This is a genomic window from Pantoea dispersa (assembly GCF_035783935.1).
GTDB lineage: Bacteria > Pseudomonadota > Gammaproteobacteria > Enterobacterales > Enterobacteriaceae > Pantoea > Pantoea dispersa_C.
In genome coordinates this window covers 313,298-338,699 of sequence record NZ_JALKOV010000004.1, presented here as the reverse complement: position 1 = coordinate 338,699, position 25,402 = coordinate 313,298, and the positions used below count along the sequence as shown (strand labels likewise).

Genomic DNA, 25,402 nt, shown 5'->3' with positions numbered 1-25,402 from the left:
CTGCTGCGCTAAAGTCGCCCCCTTTTTTCTGGCATGGGGGATAACATGTTTATCGGATTCGATTACGGCACGGCTAACTGTTCCATCGCGGTAAGTGATAACGGCACGCCGCGGTTGCTGACACTGGAGAACGGTCAGCGCCTGCTTCCCTCCATGATTTGCGCCCCGACGCGCGAAGCCATCAGTGAATGGCTGCATCGCCATCATCAGGTTCCCACGCCCGACAGCGAAAGCACTGCGCTGCTGCAGCGCGCGCTGCGCTACAACCGCGAAGAAGATATTGAGGTGACGCCCAGCAGCGTGCAGTTTGGTCTGACCGCGCTGCAGCAATACATGGTCGATCCGGAAGAGGTGTGGTTCGTCAAATCGCCGAAGTCGTTCCTTGGTGCCAGCGGCCTGAAACCGCAGCAGATCGCTTTCTTTGAAGATCTGGTGTGCGCCATGATGCTGCACATTCGCCAGCAGGGTGAAAGCCAGCTCGATCAACCGATTGACCAGGCGGTGATTGGCCGGCCGATCAACTTCCAGGGCCTGGGCGGCGATGACGCCAACCAGCAGGCGCAGGGCATTCTGCTGCGCGCCGCACAGCGTGCCGGATTCCGCGACGTTGAGTTTCAGTTCGAGCCGGTTGCCGCCGGTCTGGAGTTTGAAGCCACGCTGCAGCACGAGACACGCGTGCTGGTGGTGGATATCGGCGGCGGGACCACCGACTGCTCCATGCTGCTGATGGGACCGCAGTGGCGTAACCAGTCCGATCGCCGTGCCAGCCTGCTTGGCCACAGCGGCTGCCGCGTCGGCGGTAACGATCTCGATATCATGCTGGCGTTCAAAACGCTGATGCCGCTGCTCGGTCTGGGCGGTAACACGCTGAAGGGCACCGCCCTGCCCGCTCTGCCGTGGTGGAACGCGGTGGCGATTAACGATGTGCCGGCACAAAGCGACTTCTACTCGGCCGCCAGCGGCAAGCTGCTGCGCGATCTGGTGCGTGATGCCGAACAGGGCGATAAAGTCGCGCATCTGCTGAAGGTATGGCAGCAAAAGCTGAGCTATCGGCTGGTGCGCGCGGCGGAAGAGAGCAAGATTGCGCTCTCCGATCAGCGCGAGACTGCGGCTTCGCTGGCGTTTATCGCGCAGACGCTGCAGACGGAGATCAGCGCCGCGCAGCTGGAAGAAGCGATTAACCAGCCGCTGGCGCGCATTCTGGAGCAGGTGCAGCTGGCGCTGGCCAGTTGTGACACCCGTCCGGAAGTGATTTACCTCACCGGCGGCAGCGCCCGTTCGCCGATCTTGCGCGCCGCGCTGCAGCAGGCACTGCCCGACACGCCTATTGCCAGCGGCGATGATTTCGGCTCAGTCACCGCCGGCCTGGCGCGCTGGGCAGAAGTGATGTTCAGATAATTCCCTCTCCCGCTTGCGGGAGAGGGTTAGGGTGAGGGCCAGACAGCTCCGTGCGATTTTCCCCTCACCCTGCCCTCTCCCAAAGGGAGAGGGAAAAGTCACACATTCTGCCAGATTAGAAATTGATGTTGGCGCTGATGCCGCCGACAAACGCATCTTTCACTTCGCTCACCGCACCCGGCGCTACCACGTATTGCAGGTTTGGACGCAGCTGCAGCCATTTGGTCAGCTGCGCGTTGTAATAAACCTCGTAGTTGTACTCGGCACCGTCCTGAATCGGCAGGTAAGTTGGGCTGTCGAAATCAGTTTCGCCGTTGGCGTCATTCTGCTGACGCAGCGAACGGGTATACGCGCTGTTGACGTGAATACGCGCCGCGCCGACGCCAATCTCATCCTGCGGACGCGCATCAAACGGCCCTTTCCAGGTAAAGCTGATCGACTGATAGTTGTCGGTTTTGGAGGTTTTGTGGTCGTTCATCACCGCCTGCACCGTCACACCAAGACCACGGCTGGCATCGCCGCCCTGCGCGGTCAGCTGCTGCTGTAATAGCACATAGCCGCCGTAGGCGTGATCCTGGCTCTGGTAAGCGCCATCGCGCCAGCTGCCGTAGTTATCGCCGTTGGCCGACGAATAGTAATAACCAATGCGGTAGTTACCCGGCAGATTGGCCGGACCGAAGGTCGGTTTCCAGCCCAGTTCCACCGGCACCAGGTTGCCTTCGGAGTTGCTGGTATCCAGACGGAAACCGTCACCGCGATCGTAGTTGGCGCTGTTCTGGTTGTAGAAGCCCACCTGGAAGAACACTTCCGGCGTGAAGTTAACCTTCACACGGCCGCCCCACTGGGAAACCGGCCAGTTAAACCAGCGGTCGCCGCGCCAGTTACCGGCCTGGCCACTGCCGAACGCGAGGTTCTGGAACTTGCTGTCGAAGTTATCGAAATCTTCACCGACGGTAACGCGACCGGCTTTCAGGTTAACGGTGTTATCAAACAGCCCTTTGCTGAGCCAGAACTGCGTCAGGCGCCAGGTCTGGCCACGCCCGTACACTTCCTGCACCGACGACAGCATGCCGGTGCGACGGTCTGCCACCTGGTCGGAAATGTTGCGGCCGTTACGGTCGGTGATGGTCATCTGGAACTGCGCATCCTGCCAGTCGAGCAGTTTTTGCAGGTCAAGGTTCAGGCCAAACGCCCACTGATCGCTGTAGCGCATCGAGGTGTTGGTATCGGCACCGCCGCCAAGGTTGGAAGCGCTCTCCATGGTGTAGTTGACGTCAAACTTCACACCGTCGTTTTCCAGCTGCGTTCGGTTGCCGCCCCAGTCGCCAAACATATAAGGTGAGTCATAGCTGAACGCATCGGCTGCCACCGCCGACGCACTCAACATGGCAAACATCAGGGTGCCCGCTGCCAGGCGAGGCATATGCTGCACTGCTTTTTTTCTGTTCATGATGATTATTCTTCTGTGAGTTTCCGGAGAGGAACGGGCAGAGGATAGTGCTGAGGTTATGTCAATTTTTGCAAATCTGTGCGCAGTGAGTGCAAAGGTGACAGTGACTTAACGCAATTGTGACAGCGATCGATGAATGGAAATGTTTCCGGTAAAAAAGGCATTTTTTGCGTGGCGAAAAAATTATTCACGGGCGGGACGCCGCAGCGCCCCGCTTCGCGTTACGGCTTGCTGGCGCTGGCCAGCTCTTCAATTTCCTGCTTGCTGAGCTCCAGTTGGGTGGCTTTCACCAGTTCATCCAGCTGCTGCAGCGAGGTGGCACTGACAATCGGGGCAGTGATGCTCGGCCGCGCAATCTGCCACGCCAGCGCGACCTGCGTGGCAGAAGCGTCGTGCGAGGCCGCGACATCTTCCAGCGCTTCAATGATGCGCTTACCGCGATCGTTGAGGTATTTCTCCACAATGCCCTGACCGCGCGCGCTTTTGCTGGCATCTTCCGGCTTTTTGTATTTCCCGCTCAGGAAACCGCTGGCCAGCGAATAGTAGTTAATCACGCCGAGACCATTTTTCACCGCCACCTGTTCCAGTCCGCTTTCATACGCCTGACGATCGTACAGGTTGTACTCCGGCTGCAGGGTTTCATAGCGCGCCAGCCCTTCCTGTTTACTGATATCCAGCGCTTCCTGCAGGCGCTGCGCGCTGTAGTTGGAGGCACCGATTGCCCGCACTTTGCCCTCTTTGATCAGCGAGTCGAAGGCTTTTAACGTCTCCACCAGCGGCGTGCTGTCGTCATCGCGGTGCGCCTGATAAAGATCGATGACATCGGTCTGCAGGCGACGCAGCGAGTCTTCCACGGCCTGACGAATGTAGGCCGGTTTCAGCCCGGTTTTCTCCGGCGTCAGCTCCATGCCCACTTTGGTGGCGAGCACAATACTGTCGCGCTTGCCGCTTTTTTTCAGCCACTTACCGATAATGGTTTCTGATTCGCCGCCGGCGTTGCCCGGTGCCCAGCGCGAGTAAACGTCTGCGGTATCAATGAAGAACAGGCCCTTCTCAACCAGCGCGTCGAGCAGGGAAAACGAGGTTTTCTCGTCGACGGTCCAGCCAAAAACGTTGCCGCCAAACGTCAGCAGCGGCACGCTAATGCCGCTGTCGCCCAGCTGGCGGGTTTGATGTTGACGCATGTAATCCTCCTTAGTGAAACGAGACAGGTCTGTCATTCAGCTTAGCAAAGGAAAAAGTCACGCTTGTGCGTATTGCTGCCAAAATATTTACTGAATATGAATACTTAGCGCGCCCGGGGCGATATTCTTAATTCCTTCAATTTTTGCCCGGCACGGGCGACTACAATCATTTCGTTTGCGCCGCGGTCCGTTTGCGCGCGCATTTGTGGAAAACGAAACCGCCGGAGAGCACACAGAGCAATGAACAAACGATTAAAAACAGGCCTGATTAGCGTGGTGGTGCTGGCTGCGCTGGCGGGCGCTTATTACTGGTGGCAGCATCCGGCTGAACCGGAACAGACAACGCAGACTAAGGGCCAGCCGCATCACGCACGCGGCGGCGATAGCAGTAGCGGACGCCGTCCGCTGGCACCGGTGCAGGCCGCGACGGCGACCACTGAAAGTGTGCCCTACTACCTCAGCGGACTCGGTACCGTCACGGCGGCCAATACCGTCACGGTACGCAGTCGGGTCGATGGTCAGCTGATGGCGCTGCACTTCACGGAAGGCCAGCAGGTGGAGGCTGGCGCGCTGCTGGCAGAAATCGATCCGCGCCCATGGCAGGTAGCGCTCACCCAGGCGCAGGGCCAGCTGGCCAAAGATCAGGCCACGCTGGCTAACGCGCGCCGCGACCTCAGCCGTTACGAAAAGCTGGCAAAAACCTCGCTGGTATCGCAGCAGGAGCTGGATACCCAGCGCTCGCTGGTCAGCGAAACGCTTGGCACCATCAAAGCCGACGAAGGCAATGTGGCCAGCGCGCAGCTCAATCTGACCTACAGCCGCATCACTGCGCCGATTGCCGGACGCGTCGGCCTGAAGCAGGTGGATGTCGGCAACTACATTACCGCCGGCGATACCAATGGTCTGGTGGTGATCACCCAGACGCACCCGATTGACGTGGTGTTCAGCATCGCCGAGAACAACATCAGCCAGATTCTGAAAGCCCAGAAAAGCGGCCAGCCGCTGCCGGTGGAAGCCTGGGATCGCAGCAATAAAACCCTGCTGACTACGGGTGCGCTGCTGAGCATTGATAACCAGATTGACGTCACCACCGGCACCATCAAACTCAAGGCGCGCTTCAGCAATCAGGACGACGCGCTGTTTCCCAACCAGTTTGTCAACGCCCGGCTGAAGGTGGATACGCTGCAGAACGCGGTAGTGATCCCGACCGCCGCGCTGCAAATGAGCAACGACGGCCACTTTGTCTGGGTGGTGAACAGCGACAACAAAGTGAGCAAGAAACGCGTCACCGCCGGGCTGCAGGATAGCCAGAAAGTGGTGATTGATGCCGGGCTGCAGGCCGGTCAGCGCGTGGTTACTGACGGTCTCGACCGCCTGACCGAAGGCGCGACGGTGGAAATTGTCGCCGCACAGAGTACCGCCACGCACAGCACGCGCGCGGCGCAACCGGCTCGCGGAGAACGTCAATAATGCAGGTGATGCCTCCCGACGCCAGCGGCGGCCCGTCACGCCAGTTTATTCTGCGCCCGGTGGCCACCACGCTGCTGATGATCGCGATTTTGCTGGCCGGCGTGCTGGGCTATCGCTTCCTGCCGGTTTCCGCGCTGCCGGAAGTGGATTACCCGACCATTCAGGTCGTCACGCTCTATCCTGGCGCCAGCCCGGATGTGGTGACCTCGTCGATTACCGCACCGCTGGAGCGCCAGTTCGGGCAGATGTCCGGCCTGAAGCAGATGGCGTCGCAAAGCTCCGGCGGTGCCTCGGTGATTACGCTGCAGTTTCAGCTGACGCTGGCGCTCGACGTTGCCGAACAGGAAGTGCAGGCGGCAATCAACTCTGCCACTAACCTGCTGCCTAACGATCTGCCGAATCCGCCGGTATACAGCAAAGTGAATCCGGCCGATCCGCCAATCATGACGCTGGCCGTTACCACCACCAGCATGCCGCTGACGCAGGTGCAGGACATGGTGGAGACGCGGGTGGCGCAGAAAATTTCCCAGGTCTCCGGCGTCGGTCTGGTCACGCTCTCCGGCGGCCAGCGTCCGGCGGTGCGGGTGAAGATGAACGCTCAGGCGCTGGCGGCGCTCGGCCTGACCAGCGAGACGGTGCGCACCGCCATCAGCAACGCCAACGTTAACTCGGCGAAAGGCAGCCTCGACGGCCCGACGCGCTCTATCACGCTGTCGGCCAATGACCAGATGACCTCTGCGGAGGATTACCGCAAGCTGATCGTCAGCTACAGCAACGGCGCGCCGGTGCGGCTGGGCGATGTCGCCACAGTTGAACAGGGCGCAGAGAACAGCTGGCTGGGCGCCTGGGCCAACCGTCAGCCGGCGATTGTGCTGAACGTGCAGCGCCAGCCGGGTGCCAATATCATCGCTACCGCTGACAGCATCCGCGCGCTGCTGCCGTCGCTGACCGCTCAGCTGCCGAAGTCGGTTGACGTCAAACTGCTCACCGATCGCACCACCAACATCCGCGCCTCGGTAGCGGATACCCAGCATGAGCTGATGCTGGCTATCGCACTGGTGGTGATGATCATCTATCTGTTTCTGCGCAATGTGCCGGCCACCATTATTCCGGCGGTGGCCGTGCCGCTGTCGCTGGTCGGCACCTTTGCCGCCATGTATTTCCTCGGCTTCTCGATTAATAACCTGACGCTGATGGCGCTGACCATCGCTACCGGTTTTGTGGTCGATGATGCCATCGTGGTGATTGAGAACATCTCGCGCTACATCGAAAAAGGCGAAAAGCCGATGATCGCCGCGCTGAAAGGGGCCGGTGAAATTGGCTTCACCATTATCTCCCTCACCTTCTCGCTGATCGCGGTGCTGATTCCGCTGCTGTTTATGGGTGACGTGATTGGCCGTTTGTTCCGCGAGTTCGCTGTGACGCTGGCGGTGGCGATTTTAATCTCAGCGGTGGTCTCGCTGACGCTGACGCCAATGATGTGCGCGCGCATGCTGAGCGCCGAATCGCTGCGTAAGCAGAACCGTTTCTCGCGCGCCAGCGAGGCGATGTTCGATAAGGTGATTGCCGGCTATGGCCGCTGGCTGACGCGCGTGCTGCGCCATCCGTGGCTGACGCTGTCGGTGGCGCTTGGCACGCTGCTGCTGACGGTGCTGCTGTGGGTAGTGATTCCGAAAGGCTTCTTCCCGCAGCAGGACAACGGCATCATTCAGGGCACGCTGCAGGCACGGCAGTCGGTTTCTTACGCCAGCATGGCGCAGCGCACCCGCGATGTGGCGTCGATCATTATGAAAGACCCGGCGGTGCAGAGCCTGACCTCGTTCGTTGGGGTGGATGGCACCAACGCGGCGCTCAACAGCGCGCGGCTGCAAATCAACCTGAAACCACTGGATCAGCGTGACGACCGTATTCCGGCGGTGCAGCAGCGGCTGCAGCAGGCGATCGATCGCCTGCCCGGCGTATCGCTGTGGCTGCAGCCGGTGCAGGATCTGACCATTGATACCCAGGCGAGCCGCACGCCATACCAGTTTACCCTGCAGTCGGGTTCGCTGGAGTCGCTGGGCAGCTGGGTGCCGAAACTGCTGGCGCAGCTCAACACCTTGCCGCAGCTGCGCAACGTCAGCAGCGACTGGCAGGATCAGGGGCTGGAAGCTTACGTTCGCGTCGATCGCGACAGCGCCAGCCGACTCGGCATCAGCATGGCCGACATTGATAACGCGCTGTACAACGCCTTTGGCCAGCGTCTGATCTCAACGATTTACACCCAGGCCAATCAGTATCGCGTGGTGCTGGAGCAGGACAACACGCAAACCCCCGGTCTCGCCAGCCTCGACGCGATTCGCCTGAACAGCAGCGACGGCGGCAGCGTGCCGCTCAGCGCCATCGCGCAAGTCGAAGAGCGCCACGCTGCGCTGAGCATCAATCATCTCGATCAGTTCCCGTCGGCCACCTTCTCATTTGACGTGGCGCACGGCTACTCGCTTGGCGATGCGCTGCAGGCGATCACCACGGCGGAAGATCAGGTCGGTATGCCGGCCGAGATGATGACGCAGTTCCAGGGCAGCACGCTGGCGTTTGAAGCGGCGCTGACCAGCACCATCTGGCTGATCGTCGCCGCAGTTGTGGCGATGTATATCGTGCTCGGCGTGCTGTATGAGAGCTTCATCCACCCGATTACCATTCTGTCGACGCTGCCTACCGCCGGCGTTGGTGCGCTGCTGGCGCTGATGCTGAGCGGCAACGAGCTGGATATTATCGCCATCATCGGCATCATTTTGCTGATCGGTATCGTCAAGAAGAACGCCATCATGATGATCGACTTCGCGCTGGCCGCCGAGCGTGAACAGGGCATGGCACCGCGTGAGGCGATCTATCAGGCCTGCCTGCTGCGCTTCCGGCCGATTCTGATGACCACGCTGGCGGCGCTGCTTGGCGCGCTGCCGCTGATGCTCAGCACCGGCGTCGGCGCGGAGCTGCGCCGTCCGCTCGGCATCGCCATGGTCGGTGGCCTGGTGCTGAGCCAGGTGCTGACGCTGTTTACCACCCCGGTGATCTATCTGCTGTTTGATCGCCTTGCCCATGCCACGCGCCGGCGCCTGAAAGGCACGGAGGCGCAGTCGTGAAGTTTTTCGCCCTGTTTATCCATCGGCCGGTTGCCACCACGCTGCTGACGCTGGCGATTGCGCTGGCGGGCATCCTTGGCTTCCGTCTGCTGCCGGTAGCGCCGCTGCCGCAGCTGGATTTCCCGGTGATTCTGATCTCGGCCTCGCTGCCCGGTGCGTCGCCGGAAACCATGGCGGCCTCGGTCGCCACGCCGCTGGAGCGCTCGCTGGGGCGCATTGCCGGCGTCAGTGAAATGACCTCCACCAGCTCGCTGGGCAGCACGCGCATCATTCTGGTGTTTGATTTCGACCGCGACATCAACGGCGCGGCGCGCGACGTGCAGGCGGCGATCAATGCCGCCCAGAGCCTGCTGCCGACCGGCATGCCCAATCGTCCCACTTACCGCAAAGCCAACCCGTCCGATGCGCCAATCATGATCCTCACCATGACCTCGGACATTTATAATCCCGGTCAGCTGTATGATTACGCGTCGACGCAGCTGGCGCAGAAACTGTCGCAGATTGATGGCGTCGGCGATGTCACGGTGGGCGGCAGTTCGCTGCCGGCGGTGCGCGTCGACCTCAACCCGCAGGCGCTGTTTAATCAGGGCGTGTCGCTGGATGCGGTGCGCACCGCCATCAGCAACGCCAACCAGCGCCGTCCGCAGGGCGCCATTGACGGTACCCAGCAGCGCTGGCAGGTACGGACCAACGATGAGCTGCAAACCGCCAGCGTCTACCAGCCGCTGGTGGTGCATTACAACAACGGCGCGGCGGTGCGGCTGAGCGACGTGGCGAACGTGCAGGATTCGGTACAGGACGTGCGCAACGCCGGGATGACCAACGGCAAACCGGCGGTGCTGCTGGTGGTGCGCAAGTCGCCGGACGCCAACATCATTGATACCGTCGACCGCATCCGGGCGGAAATGCCGGAGCTGCATGAAGTGATCCCGGCGGCCATCGATCTGCAAATCGCTCAGGACCGTTCGCCCACTATCCGCGCCTCACTGCATGAAGTGGAGCAGTCGCTGGTGATCGCCGTAGCGCTGGTGATTCTGGTGGTGTTTTTCTTCCTGCGCGACGGCCGCGCCACGCTAATTCCGGCGGCGGCGGTACCGGTGTCGCTGATTGGTACCTTCGCCGCCATGTACCTGTGCGGCTTCAGCCTGAATAACCTGTCGCTGATGGCGCTGACCATCGCCACCGGGTTTGTGGTGGATGACGCCATTGTGGTGCTGGAAAACATCGCGCGCCACGTCGAAGCCGGTATGAAGCCGCTGCAGGCAGCACTCACCGGGGTGCGGGAAGTCGGTTTTACCGTGCTGTCGATGAGCCTGTCGCTGATTGCGGTGTTCCTGCCGCTGCTGATGATTGGCGGCATTATTGGCCGCTTCTTCTCGGAGTTTGCCATCACGCTGTCGGTGGCGATTCTCATCTCGCTGTTTATCTCCATCACCCTGACGCCGATGATGTGCGCCTATCTGCTGAAACCGCAGGCGAAGCGCAGCCAGCCGCGCACGCGCGGTTTTGGCCGCGTGCTGCTGGCGGTGCAGCAGGGCTATGCGCGCTCGCTCGGCTGGGTGCTGAACCACGCGATCTGGGTGCTGTTGCTGTTGCTCGGCACCGTCGGGCTGACCATCTGGCTGTTTATCACCATCCCGAAAACCTTTATGCCTGAGCAGGACACCGGCCGTCTCAACGGCTTTATTTCGGCCGACCAGAGCATTTCGTTCCAGGCGATGCGCGGCAAGCTGCAGGATTTCATGAACATCATCAAGGCCGACCCGGCGGTGGATAACGTCACCGGCTTCACCGGCGGTTCGCGCACCAACAGCGGCTCGATGTTTGTGTCACTCAAGCCGCTGTCAGAACGCAGCGAAAGCGCGCAGGAGGTGATCGCCCGCCTGCGCGTCAAGCTGGCGAAAGAACCGGGTGCCAACCTGTATCTCAATGCGGTGCAGGATATTCGCGTCGGCGGCCGCGAATCCAACGCCAGCTATCAATACAGTTTGCTGTCGGATAACCTCGCCGATTTACGAGAGTGGGAGCCGAAAATCCGCCAGGCGTTTGCCGCTCTGCCAGAGCTGGCCGATGTCAACTCGGATCAGCAGGACAACGGCAGCGAGATGGCGCTGACTTACGATCGCGAAAGCATGGCGCGCCTCGGCATCGACGTGTCGGCGGCCAATGCGCTGCTGAATAACGCCTTCGGCCAGCGGCAAATCTCTACCATCTACCAGCCGCTGAATCAGTACAAAGTGGTGATGGAGGTGGATCCGCGCTATACCCAGGATGTCAGCGCGCTGGATCAGATGTTCGTGATCAACAGCGATGGCAAAGCGATTCCGCTTAGCTGGTTTGCCAAATGGCAGCCGGCTAACGCGCCGCTGTCGGTCAACCATCAGGGCCTGTCGGCGGCCTCGACCATCTCGTTTAACCTGCCGGAAGGGGTATCGCTGTCGCAGGCGTCGGAGGCGATTGACCGCACCATCACGGCGATTGGCGTGCCGTCCAGCGTGCGCGGCAGCTTTGCCGGCACCGCGCAGGTGTTTCAGGATTCGCAGTCGAACCAGCTGTGGCTGATGCTGGCAGCGATCGCCGCGGTGTATATCGTGCTCGGTATTCTGTATGAGAGCTACGTGCATCCTCTGACGATTCTCTCTACCCTGCCCTCGGCGGGCGTTGGCGCGCTGCTGGCGCTGCAGCTGTTTAATACGCCGTTCAGCCTGATTGCGCTGATCGGCATTCTGCTTCTGATCGGCATCGTGAAAAAGAATGCCATCATGATGGTGGATTTCGCGCTGGAGGCGGAACGCAACGGCAACCTGTCGGCGCGCGACGCCATTTTCCAGGCATGCCAGCTGCGTTTCCGCCCGATTCTGATGACCACGCTGGCGGCGCTGTTTGGTGCGCTGCCGCTGGTGCTGACCAGCGGTGACGGTGCGGAGCTGCGCCAGCCGCTGGGCATCACCATTGCCGGTGGGCTGGTGATGAGCCAGCTGCTGACGCTGTACACGACGCCAGTGGTGTATCTGATGATGGATAAACTGCGCCGACGGAAAAAGCAGCCGCGGTTAATAACGGAGCCATAACGTCATACCTGCACTAACCGTAGCGGCGCAATTCATTGCGCGCACCCTCAGCATCACCGGCGATGTTGAAACGCGCGATAAATCTCGCCGCTACGCGACCTGCGGCGGATGAAACTGTTAACACGGGATGACCATGAACGCACAAACCGCCACTGTCCGCTGGCAACTGTGGATTGTGGCCTTCGGCTTTTTTATGCAGACGCTGGATACCACCATCGTGAACACCGCGATTCCGGCGATGGCCCACGATCTCAATGTCAGCCCGCTGCATATGCACTCGGTGATTGTCGCCTACGTGCTCACCGTGGCGATTACGCTGCCGCTCAGCGGCTGGCTGGCCGACCGCTTTGGCGTGCGCAACATCTTTTTCTGCGCCATCGTGCTGTTCAGCCTGGGCTCGCTGCTGTGCGCCTTCGCCACCTCACTCGACCAGCTGGTGATGGCGCGCGTGGTTCAGGGCATCGGCGGTGCGATGATGGTGCCGGTCGGCCGCCTGACGGTGATGAAGATCGTACCGCGCGAACAGTACATGTCGGCCATGACCTTTGTCACCCTGCCCGGCCAGATAGGCCCGCTGCTCGGCCCGGCGCTGGGCGGCATTCTGGTGGAATACGCCAGCTGGCACTGGATCTTCCTGATCAACATTCCGGTCGGCATCATCGGTGCCATCGCCACGCTGCTGCTGATGCCGAACTACACCATGCAGACGCGACGCTTTGATTTTCTCGGTTTTGTGCTGCTGGCGGTGGGCATGGCTACGCTGACGCTGGCGCTCGACGGCCAGCGCAGCGCCGGCGGCTCGCCGCTGTTGTTGTGTCTGCTGATTTTGCTGGGGGTGTTTTCCCTGCTGTTCTACCTGATGCACGGCCGCAACAACGATAACGCACTGTTTAGCCTGAAGCTGTTTGATAACCGTATTTACGCCATCGGCCTGCTCGGCAGCTTCACCGGCCGCATCGGCAGCGGCATGCTGCCGTTTATGACGCCGATTTTTCTGCAGGTCGGTCTCGGCTTTAGCCCGTTCCACGCCGGGCTGATGATGATCCCGATGGTACTGGGCAACATGGGCATCAAACGCGTGGTGGTGCGCATCGTGAACCTGTTTGGCTACCGTAACGCGCTGGTGGGCGGCACGCTGGCGCTGGCGCTAGTGGTGCTGCTGTTCCCCATCGTGGCGCTGCTCGGCTGGATCTGGCTGCTGCCCGTGGTGCTGTTGTTGCAGGGCATGGTCAATGCCATCCGCTTTTCGTCCATGAATACCCTGACGCTGAAAGAGTTGCCGGACGAGCTGGCCTCCAGTGGCAACAGCCTGCTGTCGATGATTATGCAGCTGTCGATGAGTATCGGCGTCACCGTCGCCGGTCTGCTGCTCGGCGCTTTCGGCCACGGCGCGGTGAGCGACAGCGCCGCGACCCATCAAACCTTTATGTACACCTATTTGTGCATGGCGCTGGTGATTGCGCTGCCGGCGCTGGTGTTCTGGCGCGTGCCCGCCGATGTGAGTAAAAACGTGGACCTGAGAGGCAGGAGAAAAGGATGAAGCAGCCGGTAAAACTCGGCATCAGCGCCAAACTGTTTATGGCGATTTTTTCCACCTGCATGCTGGTAATCATCACCATGCACTGGGGCGTGCGCCTCAGCTTTGAACATGGCTTCGTTGATTACATCAAAAAGGGCAACGAGCAGCGCCTGACGCTGCTGAGCGATGCGCTGGCCGATCAATACGAACAGCACGGTAACTGGGATTTTTTGCGTAAGAACGATCGGCTGATCTTCACCATTCTGCGCTCGCTGGAGCAGAATCCCGGCAGCGGCACTCAGCTGCCGCCGCACGGCTGGCGCACCCAGTTCTGGATTATCGACCAGCAGTACAAAATATTGTCAGGCCCACGCTCGCCGGTGCCGCCGGAAGGTTCGCGCCGCAATATCACCACCAGCAACGGCAAGATCGTTGGCTGGGTGATTGCCTCGCCCGCCGAGCGGCTGACGCGCAGCACCGATATTAATTTTGACCATCAGCAGCGCCAGACCAGCTGGCTGATCGTCGGCCTCACCACGCTGCTGGCGGCGCTGGTCACCTGGCTGCTGGCGCGCGGTCTGCTGGCTCCTTTGAAACGGCTGGTGGACGGTACCCATCAGCTGGCGGCGGGCAAATTTACTACCCGGGTTGAAGTCGGCAGCAGCGATGAGATTGGTCAGCTGGCGCGCGACTTCAACCAGCTGGCGCACTCGCTGGAGAAAAACGAGAGCAACCGCCGCGCCTTTATGGCCGATATTTCCCATGAGCTGCGCACGCCGCTGGCAATTTTGCGCGGCGAGCTGGAGGCGATGCAGGATGGCGTGCGCAAGCTGACGCCGGAAGCCATTACATCGCTACAGAGCGAGGTCGCGCTGCTGACCCAGCTGGTGGACGATCTGCACCAGCTGTCGCTGTCCGACGCCGGAGCCCTCGCCTATCGCATGCAGCCGGTGGATGTGGTCAGCCTGCTGGAAGTGGTGGCCGGCAATTTTGGCGAGCGCTACCGCAGCCGCGCGTTGACGCTGAACCTGCTGCTGCCGGCACAGGCCAGCAGCTTTGCCGATCCGGACCGGCTGATGCAGCTGTTCACCAATCTGCTGGAGAACAGTCTGCGCTATACCGATGCCGGCGGTACGGTGCAGGTCAGCATGCAGCTGAGCGGCGAGCAGTGGCAGCTGCAGTTTGCCGACAGCGCGCCGGGCGTTGAGCGCCAGCAGCAGGCGCAGCTGTTTGAGCGTTTCTTCCGCGCCGAGAGCTCGCGCAACCGCGCCAGCGGCGGCTCGGGGCTCGGTCTGGCGATCTGCAAAAATATTGTTGAGGCACATGGCGGCAGCATTAATGCGGCCGACTCTGATTTAGGTGGTCTGAAAATCACGCTAAACTTGCCGTATGTTCCTCACTAGACGCCCCTTATGAGCACGGAAAATAGCGATCCCCTGATTCTTGTTGTAGAAGATGAACCCAAACTGGCGCAGCTGATGATCGATTATCTGCAGGCGTCAAACTACCGCACCCACCATCTCGCCGACGGCAATGCGGTGCTGGATTACGTGCAGCACACGCCGCCGGACCTGATGCTGCTGGATTTGATGCTGCCAGGCCGTGACGGCCTGACGCTGTGCCGCGAAATCCGCCGCTTCTCCGAGCTGCCGATTATCATGGTGACCGCACGCACGGAAGAGATCGATCGCCTGCTCGGGCTGGAGATTGGCGCTGACGACTATATCTGCAAGCCGTTTAGTCCGCGCGAAGTGGTGGCACGGGTAAAAACCATTCTGCGCCGGGTGAAGCGTTCGCCAGAGGAAGCGCAGCAAGCCTCACCATTAGTGGTCGACGAAGGCCGCTTCCAGGCCAGCTGGCGTGAACAGCCGCTGGAGCTGACGCCCGCCGAGTTCCGCCTGCTGAAAACGCTGGCGCTGGAGCCTGGCAAAGTGTTCTCGCGCGAGCAGCTGCTGAACCAACTGTACGACGACTATCGTGTAGTGACCGATCGTACCATCGACAGCCATATCAAAAACCTGCGGCGTAAGCTGGAGAACCTTGATGCCGAACAACCGTTTATTCGCGCGGTGTACGGCATGGGTTATCGCTGGGAAGCGGATGTCTGCCGCCTGCTGTAACCGCTTAGATTGATCCAGGTCAATTTACATCGGGTGTCGCCCTGCCTACAATTCCCCACCTTTTGCAGGGCCGCCTGACGCGGCCGCTGCACGTGCCACCTACTCTGGCATGCTGACCTGACATCAGTGAGAAAATCCCCATGTTTAAACCCGAACTGCTCTCGCCGGCAGGCACGCTGAAAAATATGCGTTATGCCTTTGCCTATGGTGCCGATGCGGTGTATGCCGGCCAGCCGCGCTACAGCCTGCGCGTGCGCAACAACGAATTTACCCACGAAAACCTCGCCAGAGGCATCAGCGAGGCGCACGCGCTCGGCAAGAAGTTTTACGTGGTGGTGAACATTGCCCCGCACAACGCCAAGCTGAAAACCTTTATCCGCGATCTGACGCCGGTTATCGAAATGCAGCCGGATGCGCTGATCATGTCCGATCCCGGCCTGATTATGCTGGTGCGCGAAGCCTTCCCACAGATGCCGATTCACCTGTCGGTGCAGGCTAACGCGGTCAACTGGGCGACGGTGAAGTTCTGGCAGCAGATGGGGCTGACGCGTGTGATCCTATCGCGCGAACTGTCGCTGGAGGAGATCGCCGAAATTCGCCAGCAGGTGCCGGAGATGGAGATCGAAATCTTTGTTCACGGCGCGCTGTGCATGGCCTATTCCGGCCGCTGCCTGCTCTCCGGTTATCTGAATAAGCGCGATCCCAATCAGGGCACCTGCACTAACGCCTGCCGCTGGGAATACAATGTGGCCGAAGGCCAGCAGGATGAGGTCGGCAACATTGTTGGCGTCCATCAGCCGGTTGCGGTGCAGCCGGCGACGCTCGGCATCGGTGAGCCCACCGACCGCGTGTTCCTGCTGGAAGAGAAAATGAAGCCGGGCGAAGTGATGAGCGCGTTCGAAGATGAACACGGCACTTACATCATGAACTCAAAAGATCTGCGCGCGGTGGCGCACGTCGAACGTCTCAGCCAGATGGGCGTGCATTCGCTGAAAATCGAGGGGCGCACCAAGTCGTTCTATTACTGCGCACGCACCGCCCAGGTGTATCGTCGCGCCATCGACGACGCGGCCGCCGGCAAACCCTTCGATCCGGCGCTGCTGGAGACGCTGGAAGGGCTGGCGCATCGCGGCTATACCGAAGGTTTTCTGCGTCGCCACACCCACGATAGCTATCAAAACTATGAACAGGGCTTTTCCGTCTCGGAGCGTCAGCAGTTTGTCGGGGAATTCACCGGCGAGCGGCGTGGCGCGTGGGCGCAGGTGGCGGTGAAGAACAAGTTCATGCTCGGCGATAGCGTCGAAATCATGACGCCAGACGGCAATCTCAACGGCACGCTGCAGGCGATGCAGAATGACAAGGGCGCCGCGGTTGAGGTCGCACCAGGCGACGGCCATCGCGTGTGGATCAGCGTACCGGAGGAGGTCGAACTGGCTTATGCGCTGCTGCTGCGTAATTTTACCGACGGTAACAACACCTGTGATCCGCACGGTAAGAATCGCACTAAATGAAAAGAAAACGGCGAAGTTAGAACAGGATCACAGACCGCCGCTTCGCCGCGCTTTAGAATCGCGCCTGCTGCTAACGAGTAACAACAAACAGCAGGTAGTACCAGGAACCACCTCATTCACCCGCCCGGCTCCCCCGTGCGGGTTTTCTTTTTTTCATCGTTCGCCGATAAAGTTCCCGCCGCAGCTATGCTATAACCACAGCTCTGTCTTACTCATCAGGGAAGCGATAATGCAAAATAAACCCCTCACTTTGCTGATTCTGAATGGAAAAGGCGCAGGCAATGAAGCGTTGCGTGCCGCCGTGAATACCCTGCGCGACGAAGGCTTTAACCTGGCGGTGCGCGTGACCTGGGAAAAAGGCGATGGCGATCGCTACGTGCAGGAAGCGCTGCAGCTGCAGGCGGAAACCGTGGTGGCCGGCGGCGGCGACGGTACCATCAACGAGATTGCCACCGCGCTGGCCGCCCTGCCGCCAGCCCAGCGCCCGGTGCTGGGGATTTTACCGCTTGGCACCGCCAATGATTTCGCCACCAGCGCCGGTATTCCTGAAGAGATGGAACCCGCGCTGCGGCTGGCGGTGCTGGGCAAAGCCACGGCCATCGATCTGGCGCGCGTCAACGGTGACCGTTACTTCATTAACATGGCGACCGGCGGCTTTGGCACACGCATCACCACGGAAACGCCGGAGAAATTGAAATCGGCGCTGGGCGGTGTTTCCTACTTTATTCATGGCCTGATGCGCGTTGATGCGCTGAAGCCAGACAGTTGCGAAATCAGCGGACCGGGCTTTCACTGGCAGGGCGACGCGCTGGTGATTGGCATCGGGAATGGCCGTCAGGCCGGTGGCGGGCAGCGGTTGTGTCCGGAAGCGTTGATCAACGACGGGCAACTCAATCTCAGCATTGTGACCGCCCAGGAGCTGCTGCCGACGCTGCTGCACTCGCTGACGCGTGACGACGAGAACCCGAACATTGTCGCGGCACAGCTGACGTCGCTGACTATCCGTTCGCCGCATGAGATGACCTTTAACCTCGACGGCGAACCGCTGTCCGGCAGCGAGTTTGAGATTGAGGTACAGCCCGGCGCGTTGAGCTGCCGCCTGCCGCCGCAGTGTTCGTTGCTGGCGTAACGCACCCTATCGTAGCGGCGCGATTTATCGCGCAATAAATTGCGCCGCTACACGGGTAACGATCTGCCGGGATTAAACCTTCATCCAGCGGCGCTCCTCTGCGGAGATCGCCACCGCTTCCAGCACTTTCTGCACCTGCAGCCCTTCGGCAAAATCCGGCCACATACGATCGCCAGCGGCGATGCCGTTGATCAGATCGCGAATCTCGACCGTTTTCTGGTCGTTAAAGCCGATGCCGTGGCCGGCCGAGACGCAGAAGCTGGCGTAGTCCGGATGCGCCGGACCGGTGAGAATAGTTTTAAAGCCCTGGCGACCGGCCGGATCGTCGTGCAGGTAAAGTTCCAGCTCGGCCATGCGCTCCTGCGTGTAGCGCAGCGTGCCTTTGGTGCCGGTCACCACATAAGTCAGCCCCATCTTGCTGCCGCAGGCGATGCGCGAGGTTTCAATCACGCCGTGCGCGCCATTCTTAAAGCGCAGCAGCGCGCTGGCCTGATCTTCATTTTCCACCGGCAGCAGGCGTGACGGCGCTTTGGGATCCGGACGCTGCTTAATGACCGTCATCATGTCGCCGCTCACTTCCTCAATATCACCGACCAGATAGTGCGCCATGTTAACGATATGCGCCGCCAGATCGCCCAGCGCGCCGAGACCGGCCAGCGCTTTCTGGCAATGCCAGTCGAGCGGCGTCTCCGGGCGCGCCAGATAATCTTCGTTATGGGTGCCGTAAAAGTGCACCACCTCGCCGATCTCACCGCGCGCGATAATCTCGTGTGCCAGCTGGCTGGTGGGGTTTTTCATGTAGTTGAAGCCCACCAGGGTTTTCACTCCCGCCTGCTCTGCCGCCTGCACCATCTGTTCGGCATCGGCCACCGAGAGCGACAGCGGTTTTTCAGAATAGACGTGCTTGCCGTGACGAATCGCCTCCAGCGCCATCTCTTTGTGCAGGAAGTTGGGCGCGCAGATATCGACCACGTCGATGTGCGGATCGCGCACCAGCTCGCGCCAGTCGCCGGTCGAACGGGCAAAGCCAAACGTCGCTGCCTGCTGCTGCGCCAGCGCCGGGTTCACTTCCGCCAGCATCTCGCGCACAATCTCGCCCTTCAGGGCGAACACCGTGGGCGCCTGCGCGTAGGCAATCGCGTGACAACGACCAATATATCCACTGCCAATCATACCGATTCTGACTTTGTTCATGCTGCACCTGCGGTTGACGAGAGAAGGTTTGCCGGAATATATGTTTCGTTTTTGACGGCGACAACGGCGAAATGAAATATCTGTGATCATGCATGCGAGGTATCTGACAGAAGCGACAAATCAGAATGTAATTTTGCATAGCATTGGTGATGTCTCTCACAATCAGGCGCAGTGCTGACGCCATTTCGCGCCATTGCACCTCATCAGGCAGGGCAATTGACGCTTTATTCAGCAGTCAGAAAAAATTGTGAAAAAGAGCTTTGACAAGCCACAGCCTGCCCGATAATATGCGCCCCGTTCCAAACGATTCCTCTGTAGTTCAGTCGGTAGAACGGCGGACTGTTAATCCGTATGTCACTGGTTCGAGTCCAGTCAGAGGAGCCAGATTAAAAAAGCCTGCTTTTATAGCAGGCTTTTTGCTTTTTGGCGTTCTGACCTTCAGATCCCGCCATACCATTCGTAGCCGCGATCTTCCCAGTAGCCGCCGCGTCCGCCCCACAGCTGGGCAAACGAATCCACCACTTTAATTTCCATCAGATACTTGGCGTGCTTGTAACCGAGCTGGCGCTCGACCCTGAGACGCAGCGGCGCGCCGTGCGCCACCGGCAGCGGCTGATCGTTCATACGGTAGGCCAGCAGCGTTTGCGGATGCCACGCATCCTGCAGATCGATACTTTCGTAGTAGCGCCCGCTGCCGTCCAGCGTCCGCTCCAGCTCGTCGGCACACAGGAACACTACGTAGCGGGCACCTGGCCGCAGGCGCGCCGCATCCAGCACCAGTCCGAGCGGTACGCCCTGCCATTTGCCAATCGCGCTCCAGCCCTCCACGCAGTCGTGACGGGTGATTTGCGTGCGGCTGGGAAAACGCTGCAGATCGCTGAGCGACAGACTCAGCGGCTGCTGCACCAGCCCGGTAACGCGCAGCCGCCAGTCGGTAAACCCGTTCGCCAGCAAACGCGCATATTCGTCGGAGTCGGGCATTTGCGTGCCGTTGGCGCGGAACAGCGGCGAAATATCGGCCTCGCTAAACTCCGGTGCCAGCCGCTGGCCGCCCAGCAGGCGCTGGCTGGCGCGCGTCAGCCGTTCGGTCTGATTGAGCCAGCCGCTGACCGTGTCGTTTTGCGTCAGTTGATCGCAACCGCTCAGCAGCGCCGCGCCGGCGCCGGACAGCGCGCCCAGCAGCAGGCGGCGACGCGACAGCTCGATTTTCATGATGGGGTATCCTCTTTGTCGATCGCGTAACGGCCGGTGATCATCGAACGCAGGTTATTGAACACGCCTGACACCAGCACCATCACCACATGCACCAGCACAAACAGCACCAGCAGCGTAGCGGTGACAAAATGCAGCGTGCGCGCCGTCGGACGGCCGCCAAACAGGTCGGGTAAAAACGGCAGCGCCGCATCCAGCGCTGGCGACAGGGTTAATCCACTCAGCAGCATCAGCGGCAGCAGTATGAAGATCACCAGCAGATAGCTGAGTTTCTGCAGCGCGTTATAGCGCCGCGCCGCTTCACCGCGGGCGAAGCGCAGCCGGGCGTGGTCGCACATCTCCTGCCACAAATGACGCGCGCCCAGCTGCTGACGATCGGGCAACAGATCGCGGCGAAAATGCCGGCGCCAGAAGCCGTGCAGCAGATAAATCAATCCGTTAAGCACCAGCAGCCAGGCAAAGAAGAAGTGCCAGTGGCGGCCGGCACCCAGATCCTGCCATGACGGCAGCGTCAGCCAGCCGGGGAACGCGCGCGCCGTCAGCGTGCCCTCCAGCTTTGACACGCCGAGCACGCCGGTAGTATTCAGCTGCAGCGCGCCGATCCGCACAAATCCCTGCTGCTGGCGATTGCCGATTTCAAACACCGGCTGCTCATGGTCCGCGCCATACAGGCCGACATACAGACGCGGATGGGCGTTATAAATTTGCAGTCCGCTCATCAGCAGCACGGCAAAACAGAGTGCGTTGATCCAGTGCGTCACGCGTACCACCAGCGAGTGCCGGCGGATCAGCGTTTTACTGCGGGAAGGTGAAGGCTGTTGCATCATCGAGCCCCTTACCAGCCAGGACGCGCCTGGCTGGAGCCGGATTACATAGGCGGCACTACGCCGTTTTTGCCGACAATGACATTGCCTGCGGTGAGCTTACCGTCGGCACCTTTTTCTGCCGGGACGAACACCGTAGTACCGGGTTTCAGGTCATCCGGCGTCGCCGCAGCCAGCGTCACCACCGGCGTGCCGGCCGGAATCGCAATCTTCTTCTGATGGCCGTGATAGCTCACCGTCACCTCACTGTTATCCACCGAGGTGACGCTGTTGGCGACCGTAGCGTTGGTCATTGAGCTGCCGGGTTTCAGATCCCAGCTGAAGTTGCCCTCACCTGCGCCCTTTAGCTGTGCCGGGAAAATCAGCACTTCGAGCGCGCCATCTCCGCCGCCCGCTTTCGGCAGCGAGGCAATGCCCACGTAATCCCCCTTTTTAATGTCGCTGATGCTGGCCTTCGCCACCGCCGATACCATCGCGCCTGGCTTCATGGCAACGCTGACCTCCGATCCTTCGCGTGACTTGATAGTGAGCTGCTGCCCGTTTACCGACTCAACAACGCCACGTACCTGCACTTTTTGCCCTGCCATCTCTGCTGCCATTGCGGGCGACAGCGTGGCGCCGGCCAGCAGTGCACCGGCAACCAGCAGTGAAAGGCGTTTGTAATGTGATAACACCGTCATAGATTGTTCCTCTTGAGATTAAGCGCCGCCGTAAAAGCAGCGATGCGTCAGAAATCGTCCGACCTGAAGCGCAATGACCTTGCAGCAAAAGGTGCTGGAAAACAAACCTACTAGTTGGTAGATTAAAAAACAAGATAATTTTCACCCTGTACTTTGTCATGTCATTATTTTGTCTTAGCCTGAGCCTCGCGCAGATCCAGCGCCTGGGTTGAACATTGGGAGCATCAGTATGGAAATGCAGTTACGATCGGCCACGTTAGCGCTGCTGATTTGCAGCTGTTCCGCCGCGGCGGCAGAACTCAGCAGTGCATCGCCGGGCCAGCTTATCAACACACGTTTGTCTTACATGAAGGATGTGGCCGGTTATAAAGCACAGCATCATCAGCCGATTGAAGATTTGAGTCAGGAACGCAAGGTGCTGGACAAAGCCCTTGAAGAAGCACGCCAGCTGGGCCTGGACGATGCCACGGTGCAGCCGTTTATTCAGGCGCAGATGGATGTGGCGAAAGCGGTGCAGTATCGCTATCGCGCCGACTGGCTGGCGACGCCGGAGCCGCACTGGCAGCCGCGTCCGCTGGATGAAGTGCGCAAAAGCATTGGTCATTACAGCGACGCGATTCTGACGCAGCTTGCCGCGCAGTTGAAACAGGGCGCGACGCTGCAGGCACCGCAGAAGGCGGTATTTATGCGCGAGATTCAGCAGCGCAACGTGTCGCCGCAGGATAAAGAGTTATTGTGGCGCACGCTCAGCGCGGTAACGTTACGGCGGCAGTGAGGTTGCGCGGTAAGGATGCCGTCGAGCGCAGCAGGCCTTTCATTTTGCTGCGTTTTTTCCGGTTGCGATACATGGCGAGCCGGCAAACCGGTTAATGAATTTTCAGGTGCGCATTGATGCGCACCGCAACACCATTCTCAATCCCCCTCTGCAGCCCATCGATCCGCTGTGTGATTCTGTTCACAACTCTGCAACGCTAACTTGTATGGTAGTATTATTGCGCGTATTTTTTCGTCATTACTGTCCCGTTATCGCCGGTGTGCCGCGCTGTTCAGGCCGCCAGCCAGGAGTGAATGATGAAAAGTGTGGTGATTGAACAACCGGGTGAGCTGGTGCTGGCCGAGCGCGCGCTGCCGCAGCCCGCCGCTGATGAAGTGCGGGTAAAAGTGAAATTCGCCAGCATCTGCGGCTCTGATGTGCACATCTGGCACGGTCACAATCCGTTCGCCCGCTATCCGCGCGTGATCGGTCATGAGTTCTTTGGCGTGATTGACGCGGTCGGAAACGATGTCGATGCCAGCAGGCTGGGCGAGCGCGTGGCGGTCGATCCGGTGGTCAGCTGCGGTCACTGCTATCCCTGCTCCGTGGGTCGTCCTAATGTCTGTCAGTCGCTGCAGGTGATTGGCGTCCATCGCGACGGCGGCTTCAGCGAATATGCCGTCGCGCCAGCCAAAAATGCCCATCGCCTGCCGGCGAGCATTCCCGATCAACTCGCCAGCCTGGTCGAGCCCTTCACCATTGCCGCTAACATCACTGCGTTTCTCCAGCCGCAGCCACAGGATGTGGCACTGATTTACGGTGCCGGTCCGATGGGGCTGACGGCGATTCAGGTGCTGAAAGGCGTGTACGGCGTGCAGCAGGTGCTGGTGGTGGACCGCCTGCCGGAGCGGCTGGTGCTGGCGCAGCAAAACGGGGCCGATCGCCTGTTTAACAACAGTGAGATCCCGCTGGCGGCGCAGCTGGAAGGCGTACAGCCAACGCTGATCATCGACGCCGCCTGCCATCCGGCAATCCTCGCTGAAGCGGCCGCGCTGGCCTCACCGGCGGCGCGCATCGGCCTGCTCGGGTTCTCTGCTGAGCCGTGCAGCCTGACGCAGCAGGCGTTGACCAGCAAAGAACTGTCGCTGTTTACCTCGCGCCTGAACAGCAACCGCTTCCCGCAGGTGATTGCGTGGCTGGAACAGGGGCTGATCCAGCCGGAGAAACTGGTCACCCATTATTTCCCGCTGGCGCAGATCGAGCGCGCCATGACGCTATTTGAACAAGACCCGCGTACCTGCTGCAAAGTGATCCTGCAAATGGATTGAGTGACGCGCCACACCAGATGTCCCTGATGCCGGTGCGTACCCGCCGGCCAATACAATAATCCCCTGCATAAATCAGGCACAGCGCTGCGGTCATCAAGGTAATCTGTCCGTGACGATGCAGTCTGAAAAAGAACAGGGAAACGGAGTTTCTATGCTGAAGAATCTACGCTGGACCCTCGTACTGCTGCTGTTCCTGGTTTATATGATCAACTACCTCGATCGTATTGCCCTGTCGCTCACCGTGCCGCTGGTGGAAAAAGACCTGATGATCAATGCCGAACAGTTCGGCCTGATTTTCGGCAGCTTCTTCTTCGGCTATGCGCTGTTCAACTTCATTGGCGGCCTGGCCACCGACAAATTCGGTCCGACCATCGTGCTCGGCACCGCCGTCGGCATGTGGTCGCTGTTCTGCGGCATGACCGCGCTGGCGACCGGTTTCTGGTCGATGATGATTCTGCGTGTGCTGTTCGGCATGGCGGAAGGTCCGATTTGCGCCTCGGCCAACAAAGCCATCAACGGCTGGTTCCCGAAAAAGCAGGCCGCCACCGCCATGGGCCTGCTGAGTGCCGGTTCCCCGCTCGGCGGCGCGGTCGCCGGGCCGATTGTCGGCTATCTGGCGCTCTCCTTCGGCTGGCGTCCGGCGTTTGTGGTGATCTGCCTGATTGGCCTGGTATGGATGGCGCTGTGGTTCTTCTTCGCCGCCGATAATCCGGCGCGCAGCAAGCGTGTCTCAGCGCAGGAACGCGCGCTGGTGGAGAAACTGAAAGCGGAAGAGCCGGCAGATATCATCGACGCAGACGGCAAAGCACACGGCATGGGCTACTATCTGCGCCAGCCGATTATTCTCGTCACCGCGTTCGCCTTCTTCTGCTACAACTACATTTTGTTCTTCTTCCTGAGCTGGTTCCCGGCTTATCTGGTGCAGGCGCACGGGCTGGATATCAAAGCCATGAGCATCACCACCATGATTCCGTGGATCGTCGGCTTTATTGGCCTGGCGCTGGGCGGCTGGATATCCGATAAGATCTTTAATATTACCGGCAAGCTGCTGCTATCACGCAAGATTGTGCTGGTAGTGTCGCTGCTGGCGGCAGCAATCTGCGTGGCGCTGGCGGGCACCATCAAAGAGGTCAATTCGGCGGTGATCATGATGTCGATCTCCATCTTCTTCCTCTACATCACCGGTGCCATTTACTGGGCGATTATTCAGGATGTGGTGCACAAGAGCCGCGTCGGCAGCATCAGCGGCTTTATCCACCTGATTGGCAGCCTGTCCGGCATTATCGGCCCGATCGTCACCGGTTTCATCGTGCAGCATACTGGCAAGTTTGACAGCGCCTTTGTACTGGCGGGCGTGGTGGCGGCGCTTGGCGCGCTGCTGGTACTGTTTGTGATTCGCAGCCCAAAAGCCAGCGACAAACCGGTTTCCGTTTAAT

18 protein-coding genes and 1 tRNA gene are annotated in these 25,402 nt (G+C 60.2%); 13 read left to right on the top strand and 6 right to left on the bottom strand.

Going from position 1 to position 25,402, the window contains the following annotated elements:
• The first annotated feature begins 45 nt into the window (after positions 1-45).
• Positions 46-1,398, top strand: coding sequence for a molecular chaperone (gene yegD / locus MXF20_RS10895; RefSeq protein WP_325969293.1), 1,353 nt, complete (start codon positions 46-48; stop codon positions 1,396-1,398).
• Positions 1,399-1,513: 115 nt separating this feature from the next.
• On the opposite strand, the gene MXF20_RS10890 is transcribed toward yegD, so the two are convergent.
• Together MXF20_RS10890 and MXF20_RS10885 are read right to left on the bottom strand one after the other, a co-directional pair.
• Positions 1,514-2,848 carry a carbohydrate porin gene (locus tag MXF20_RS10890; protein ID WP_325969290.1) on the bottom strand — a complete coding sequence of 445 codons (1,335 nt, stop codon included), beginning with the start codon at positions 2,846-2,848 and terminating at the stop codon, positions 1,514-1,516.
• A 221-nt stretch (positions 2,849-3,069) separates the two neighbouring features.
• On the bottom strand, positions 3,070-4,032 hold the full coding sequence (locus tag MXF20_RS10885; RefSeq protein ID WP_325969288.1) for an aldo/keto reductase: 963 nt from the start codon (positions 4,030-4,032) through the stop codon (positions 3,070-3,072).
• Positions 4,033-4,272: 240 nt separating this feature from the next.
• Here MXF20_RS10885 and MXF20_RS10880 point away from each other — a divergent pair, with 240 nt between their 5' ends.
• The 8 genes from MXF20_RS10880 to yegS all read left to right on the top strand — a co-directional run bounded on the left by MXF20_RS10880 (position 4,273) and on the right by yegS (position 17,974).
• Positions 4,273-5,502: an MdtA/MuxA family multidrug efflux RND transporter periplasmic adaptor subunit gene (locus MXF20_RS10880; RefSeq protein WP_325969286.1), complete on the top strand. Its 1,230-nt coding sequence runs from the start codon at positions 4,273-4,275 to the stop codon at positions 5,500-5,502.
• A complete protein-coding gene (locus MXF20_RS10875) occupies positions 5,502-8,624 on the top strand; it encodes an MdtB/MuxB family multidrug efflux RND transporter permease subunit (RefSeq protein ID WP_325969283.1) in 3,123 nt (1,040 codons plus the stop codon). The genes MXF20_RS10880 and MXF20_RS10875 overlap by 1 nt, the downstream gene beginning before the upstream one ends.
• Positions 8,621-11,695 (top strand): multidrug efflux RND transporter permease subunit MdtC, encoded by a 3,075-nt coding sequence (gene mdtC, locus MXF20_RS10870; protein WP_325969282.1) that lies wholly within the window; start codon positions 8,621-8,623, stop codon positions 11,693-11,695. Before MXF20_RS10875 ends, mdtC begins: the two co-directional genes overlap by 4 nt.
• A 133-nt stretch (positions 11,696-11,828) precedes the next feature.
• Positions 11,829-13,235, top strand: coding sequence for a multidrug transporter subunit MdtD (gene mdtD / locus MXF20_RS10865; RefSeq protein ID WP_325969280.1), 1,407 nt, complete (start codon positions 11,829-11,831; stop codon positions 13,233-13,235).
• Positions 13,232-14,617 (top strand): two-component system sensor histidine kinase BaeS, encoded by a 1,386-nt coding sequence (baeS, locus tag MXF20_RS10860; RefSeq protein WP_325969278.1) that lies wholly within the window; start codon positions 13,232-13,234, stop codon positions 14,615-14,617. Before mdtD ends, baeS begins: the two co-directional genes overlap by 4 nt.
• Before the next feature lie 9 nt (positions 14,618-14,626).
• The gene (gene baeR, locus MXF20_RS10855; RefSeq protein WP_325969277.1) at positions 14,627-15,334 is read left to right on the top strand and encodes a two-component system response regulator BaeR; all 708 of its coding nucleotides are present in this window, start codon (positions 14,627-14,629) and stop codon (positions 15,332-15,334) included.
• Positions 15,335-15,474: 140 nt separating this feature from the next.
• Positions 15,475-16,845 (top strand): tRNA 5-hydroxyuridine modification protein YegQ, encoded by a 1,371-nt coding sequence (gene yegQ, locus MXF20_RS10850; RefSeq protein ID WP_325969276.1) that lies wholly within the window; start codon positions 15,475-15,477, stop codon positions 16,843-16,845.
• A gap of 229 nt (positions 16,846-17,074) precedes the next feature.
• Positions 17,075-17,974: a lipid kinase YegS gene (gene yegS / locus MXF20_RS10845; RefSeq protein WP_325969275.1), complete on the top strand. Its 900-nt coding sequence runs from the start codon at positions 17,075-17,077 to the stop codon at positions 17,972-17,974.
• Positions 17,975-18,046: 72 nt separating this feature from the next.
• On the opposite strand, the gene MXF20_RS10840 is transcribed toward yegS, so the two are convergent.
• Positions 18,047-19,168 carry a Gfo/Idh/MocA family oxidoreductase gene (locus MXF20_RS10840; RefSeq protein WP_325969273.1) on the bottom strand — a complete coding sequence of 374 codons (1,122 nt, stop codon included), beginning with the start codon at positions 19,166-19,168 and terminating at the stop codon, positions 18,047-18,049.
• A gap of 308 nt (positions 19,169-19,476) precedes the next feature.
• Between MXF20_RS10840 and MXF20_RS10835 the strand changes: the two genes are divergently transcribed.
• Positions 19,477-19,552: transfer RNA gene (locus MXF20_RS10835), tRNA-Asn, on the top strand.
• Between the two features lie 54 nt (positions 19,553-19,606).
• Here the strand turns inward: MXF20_RS10835 and MXF20_RS10830 are convergent.
• Genes MXF20_RS10830 through MXF20_RS10820 form a run of 3 tightly spaced genes read right to left on the bottom strand, consistent with a single transcriptional unit; the run spans position 19,607 to position 21,884 of the window.
• Complete coding sequence (locus MXF20_RS10830) at positions 19,607-20,380, bottom strand: molybdopterin-binding protein (protein WP_325969272.1); 774 nt, start codon at positions 20,378-20,380, stop codon at positions 19,607-19,609.
• Positions 20,377-21,207 (bottom strand): cytochrome b/b6 domain-containing protein, encoded by an 831-nt coding sequence (locus tag MXF20_RS10825; RefSeq protein ID WP_325969271.1) that lies wholly within the window; start codon positions 21,205-21,207, stop codon positions 20,377-20,379. Before MXF20_RS10825 ends, MXF20_RS10830 begins: the two co-directional genes overlap by 4 nt.
• 41 nt (positions 21,208-21,248) lie before the next feature.
• Positions 21,249-21,884, bottom strand: a complete 636-nt coding sequence (locus tag MXF20_RS10820; RefSeq protein WP_325969270.1) for a hypothetical protein — start codon at positions 21,882-21,884, stop codon at positions 21,249-21,251.
• A 229-nt stretch (positions 21,885-22,113) separates the two neighbouring features.
• On the opposite strand from MXF20_RS10820, the gene MXF20_RS10815 reads away from it, so the two are divergent.
• The 3 genes from MXF20_RS10815 (at position 22,114) to MXF20_RS10805 (ending at position 25,401) form a co-directional block, all read left to right on the top strand.
• Entirely contained in the window at positions 22,114-22,659 is a 546-nt protein-coding gene (locus tag MXF20_RS10815; protein ID WP_325969269.1) for a chorismate mutase, read from the top strand.
• Positions 22,660-22,955: 296 nt separating this feature from the next.
• Positions 22,956-23,966 carry a Zn-dependent oxidoreductase gene (locus MXF20_RS10810; protein WP_325969456.1) on the top strand — a complete coding sequence of 337 codons (1,011 nt, stop codon included), beginning with the start codon at positions 22,956-22,958 and terminating at the stop codon, positions 23,964-23,966.
• A 151-nt stretch (positions 23,967-24,117) separates the two neighbouring features.
• Entirely contained in the window at positions 24,118-25,401 is a 1,284-nt protein-coding gene (locus tag MXF20_RS10805) for an MFS transporter (protein WP_021509301.1), read from the top strand.
• Position 25,402: the final 1 nt, after the last annotated feature.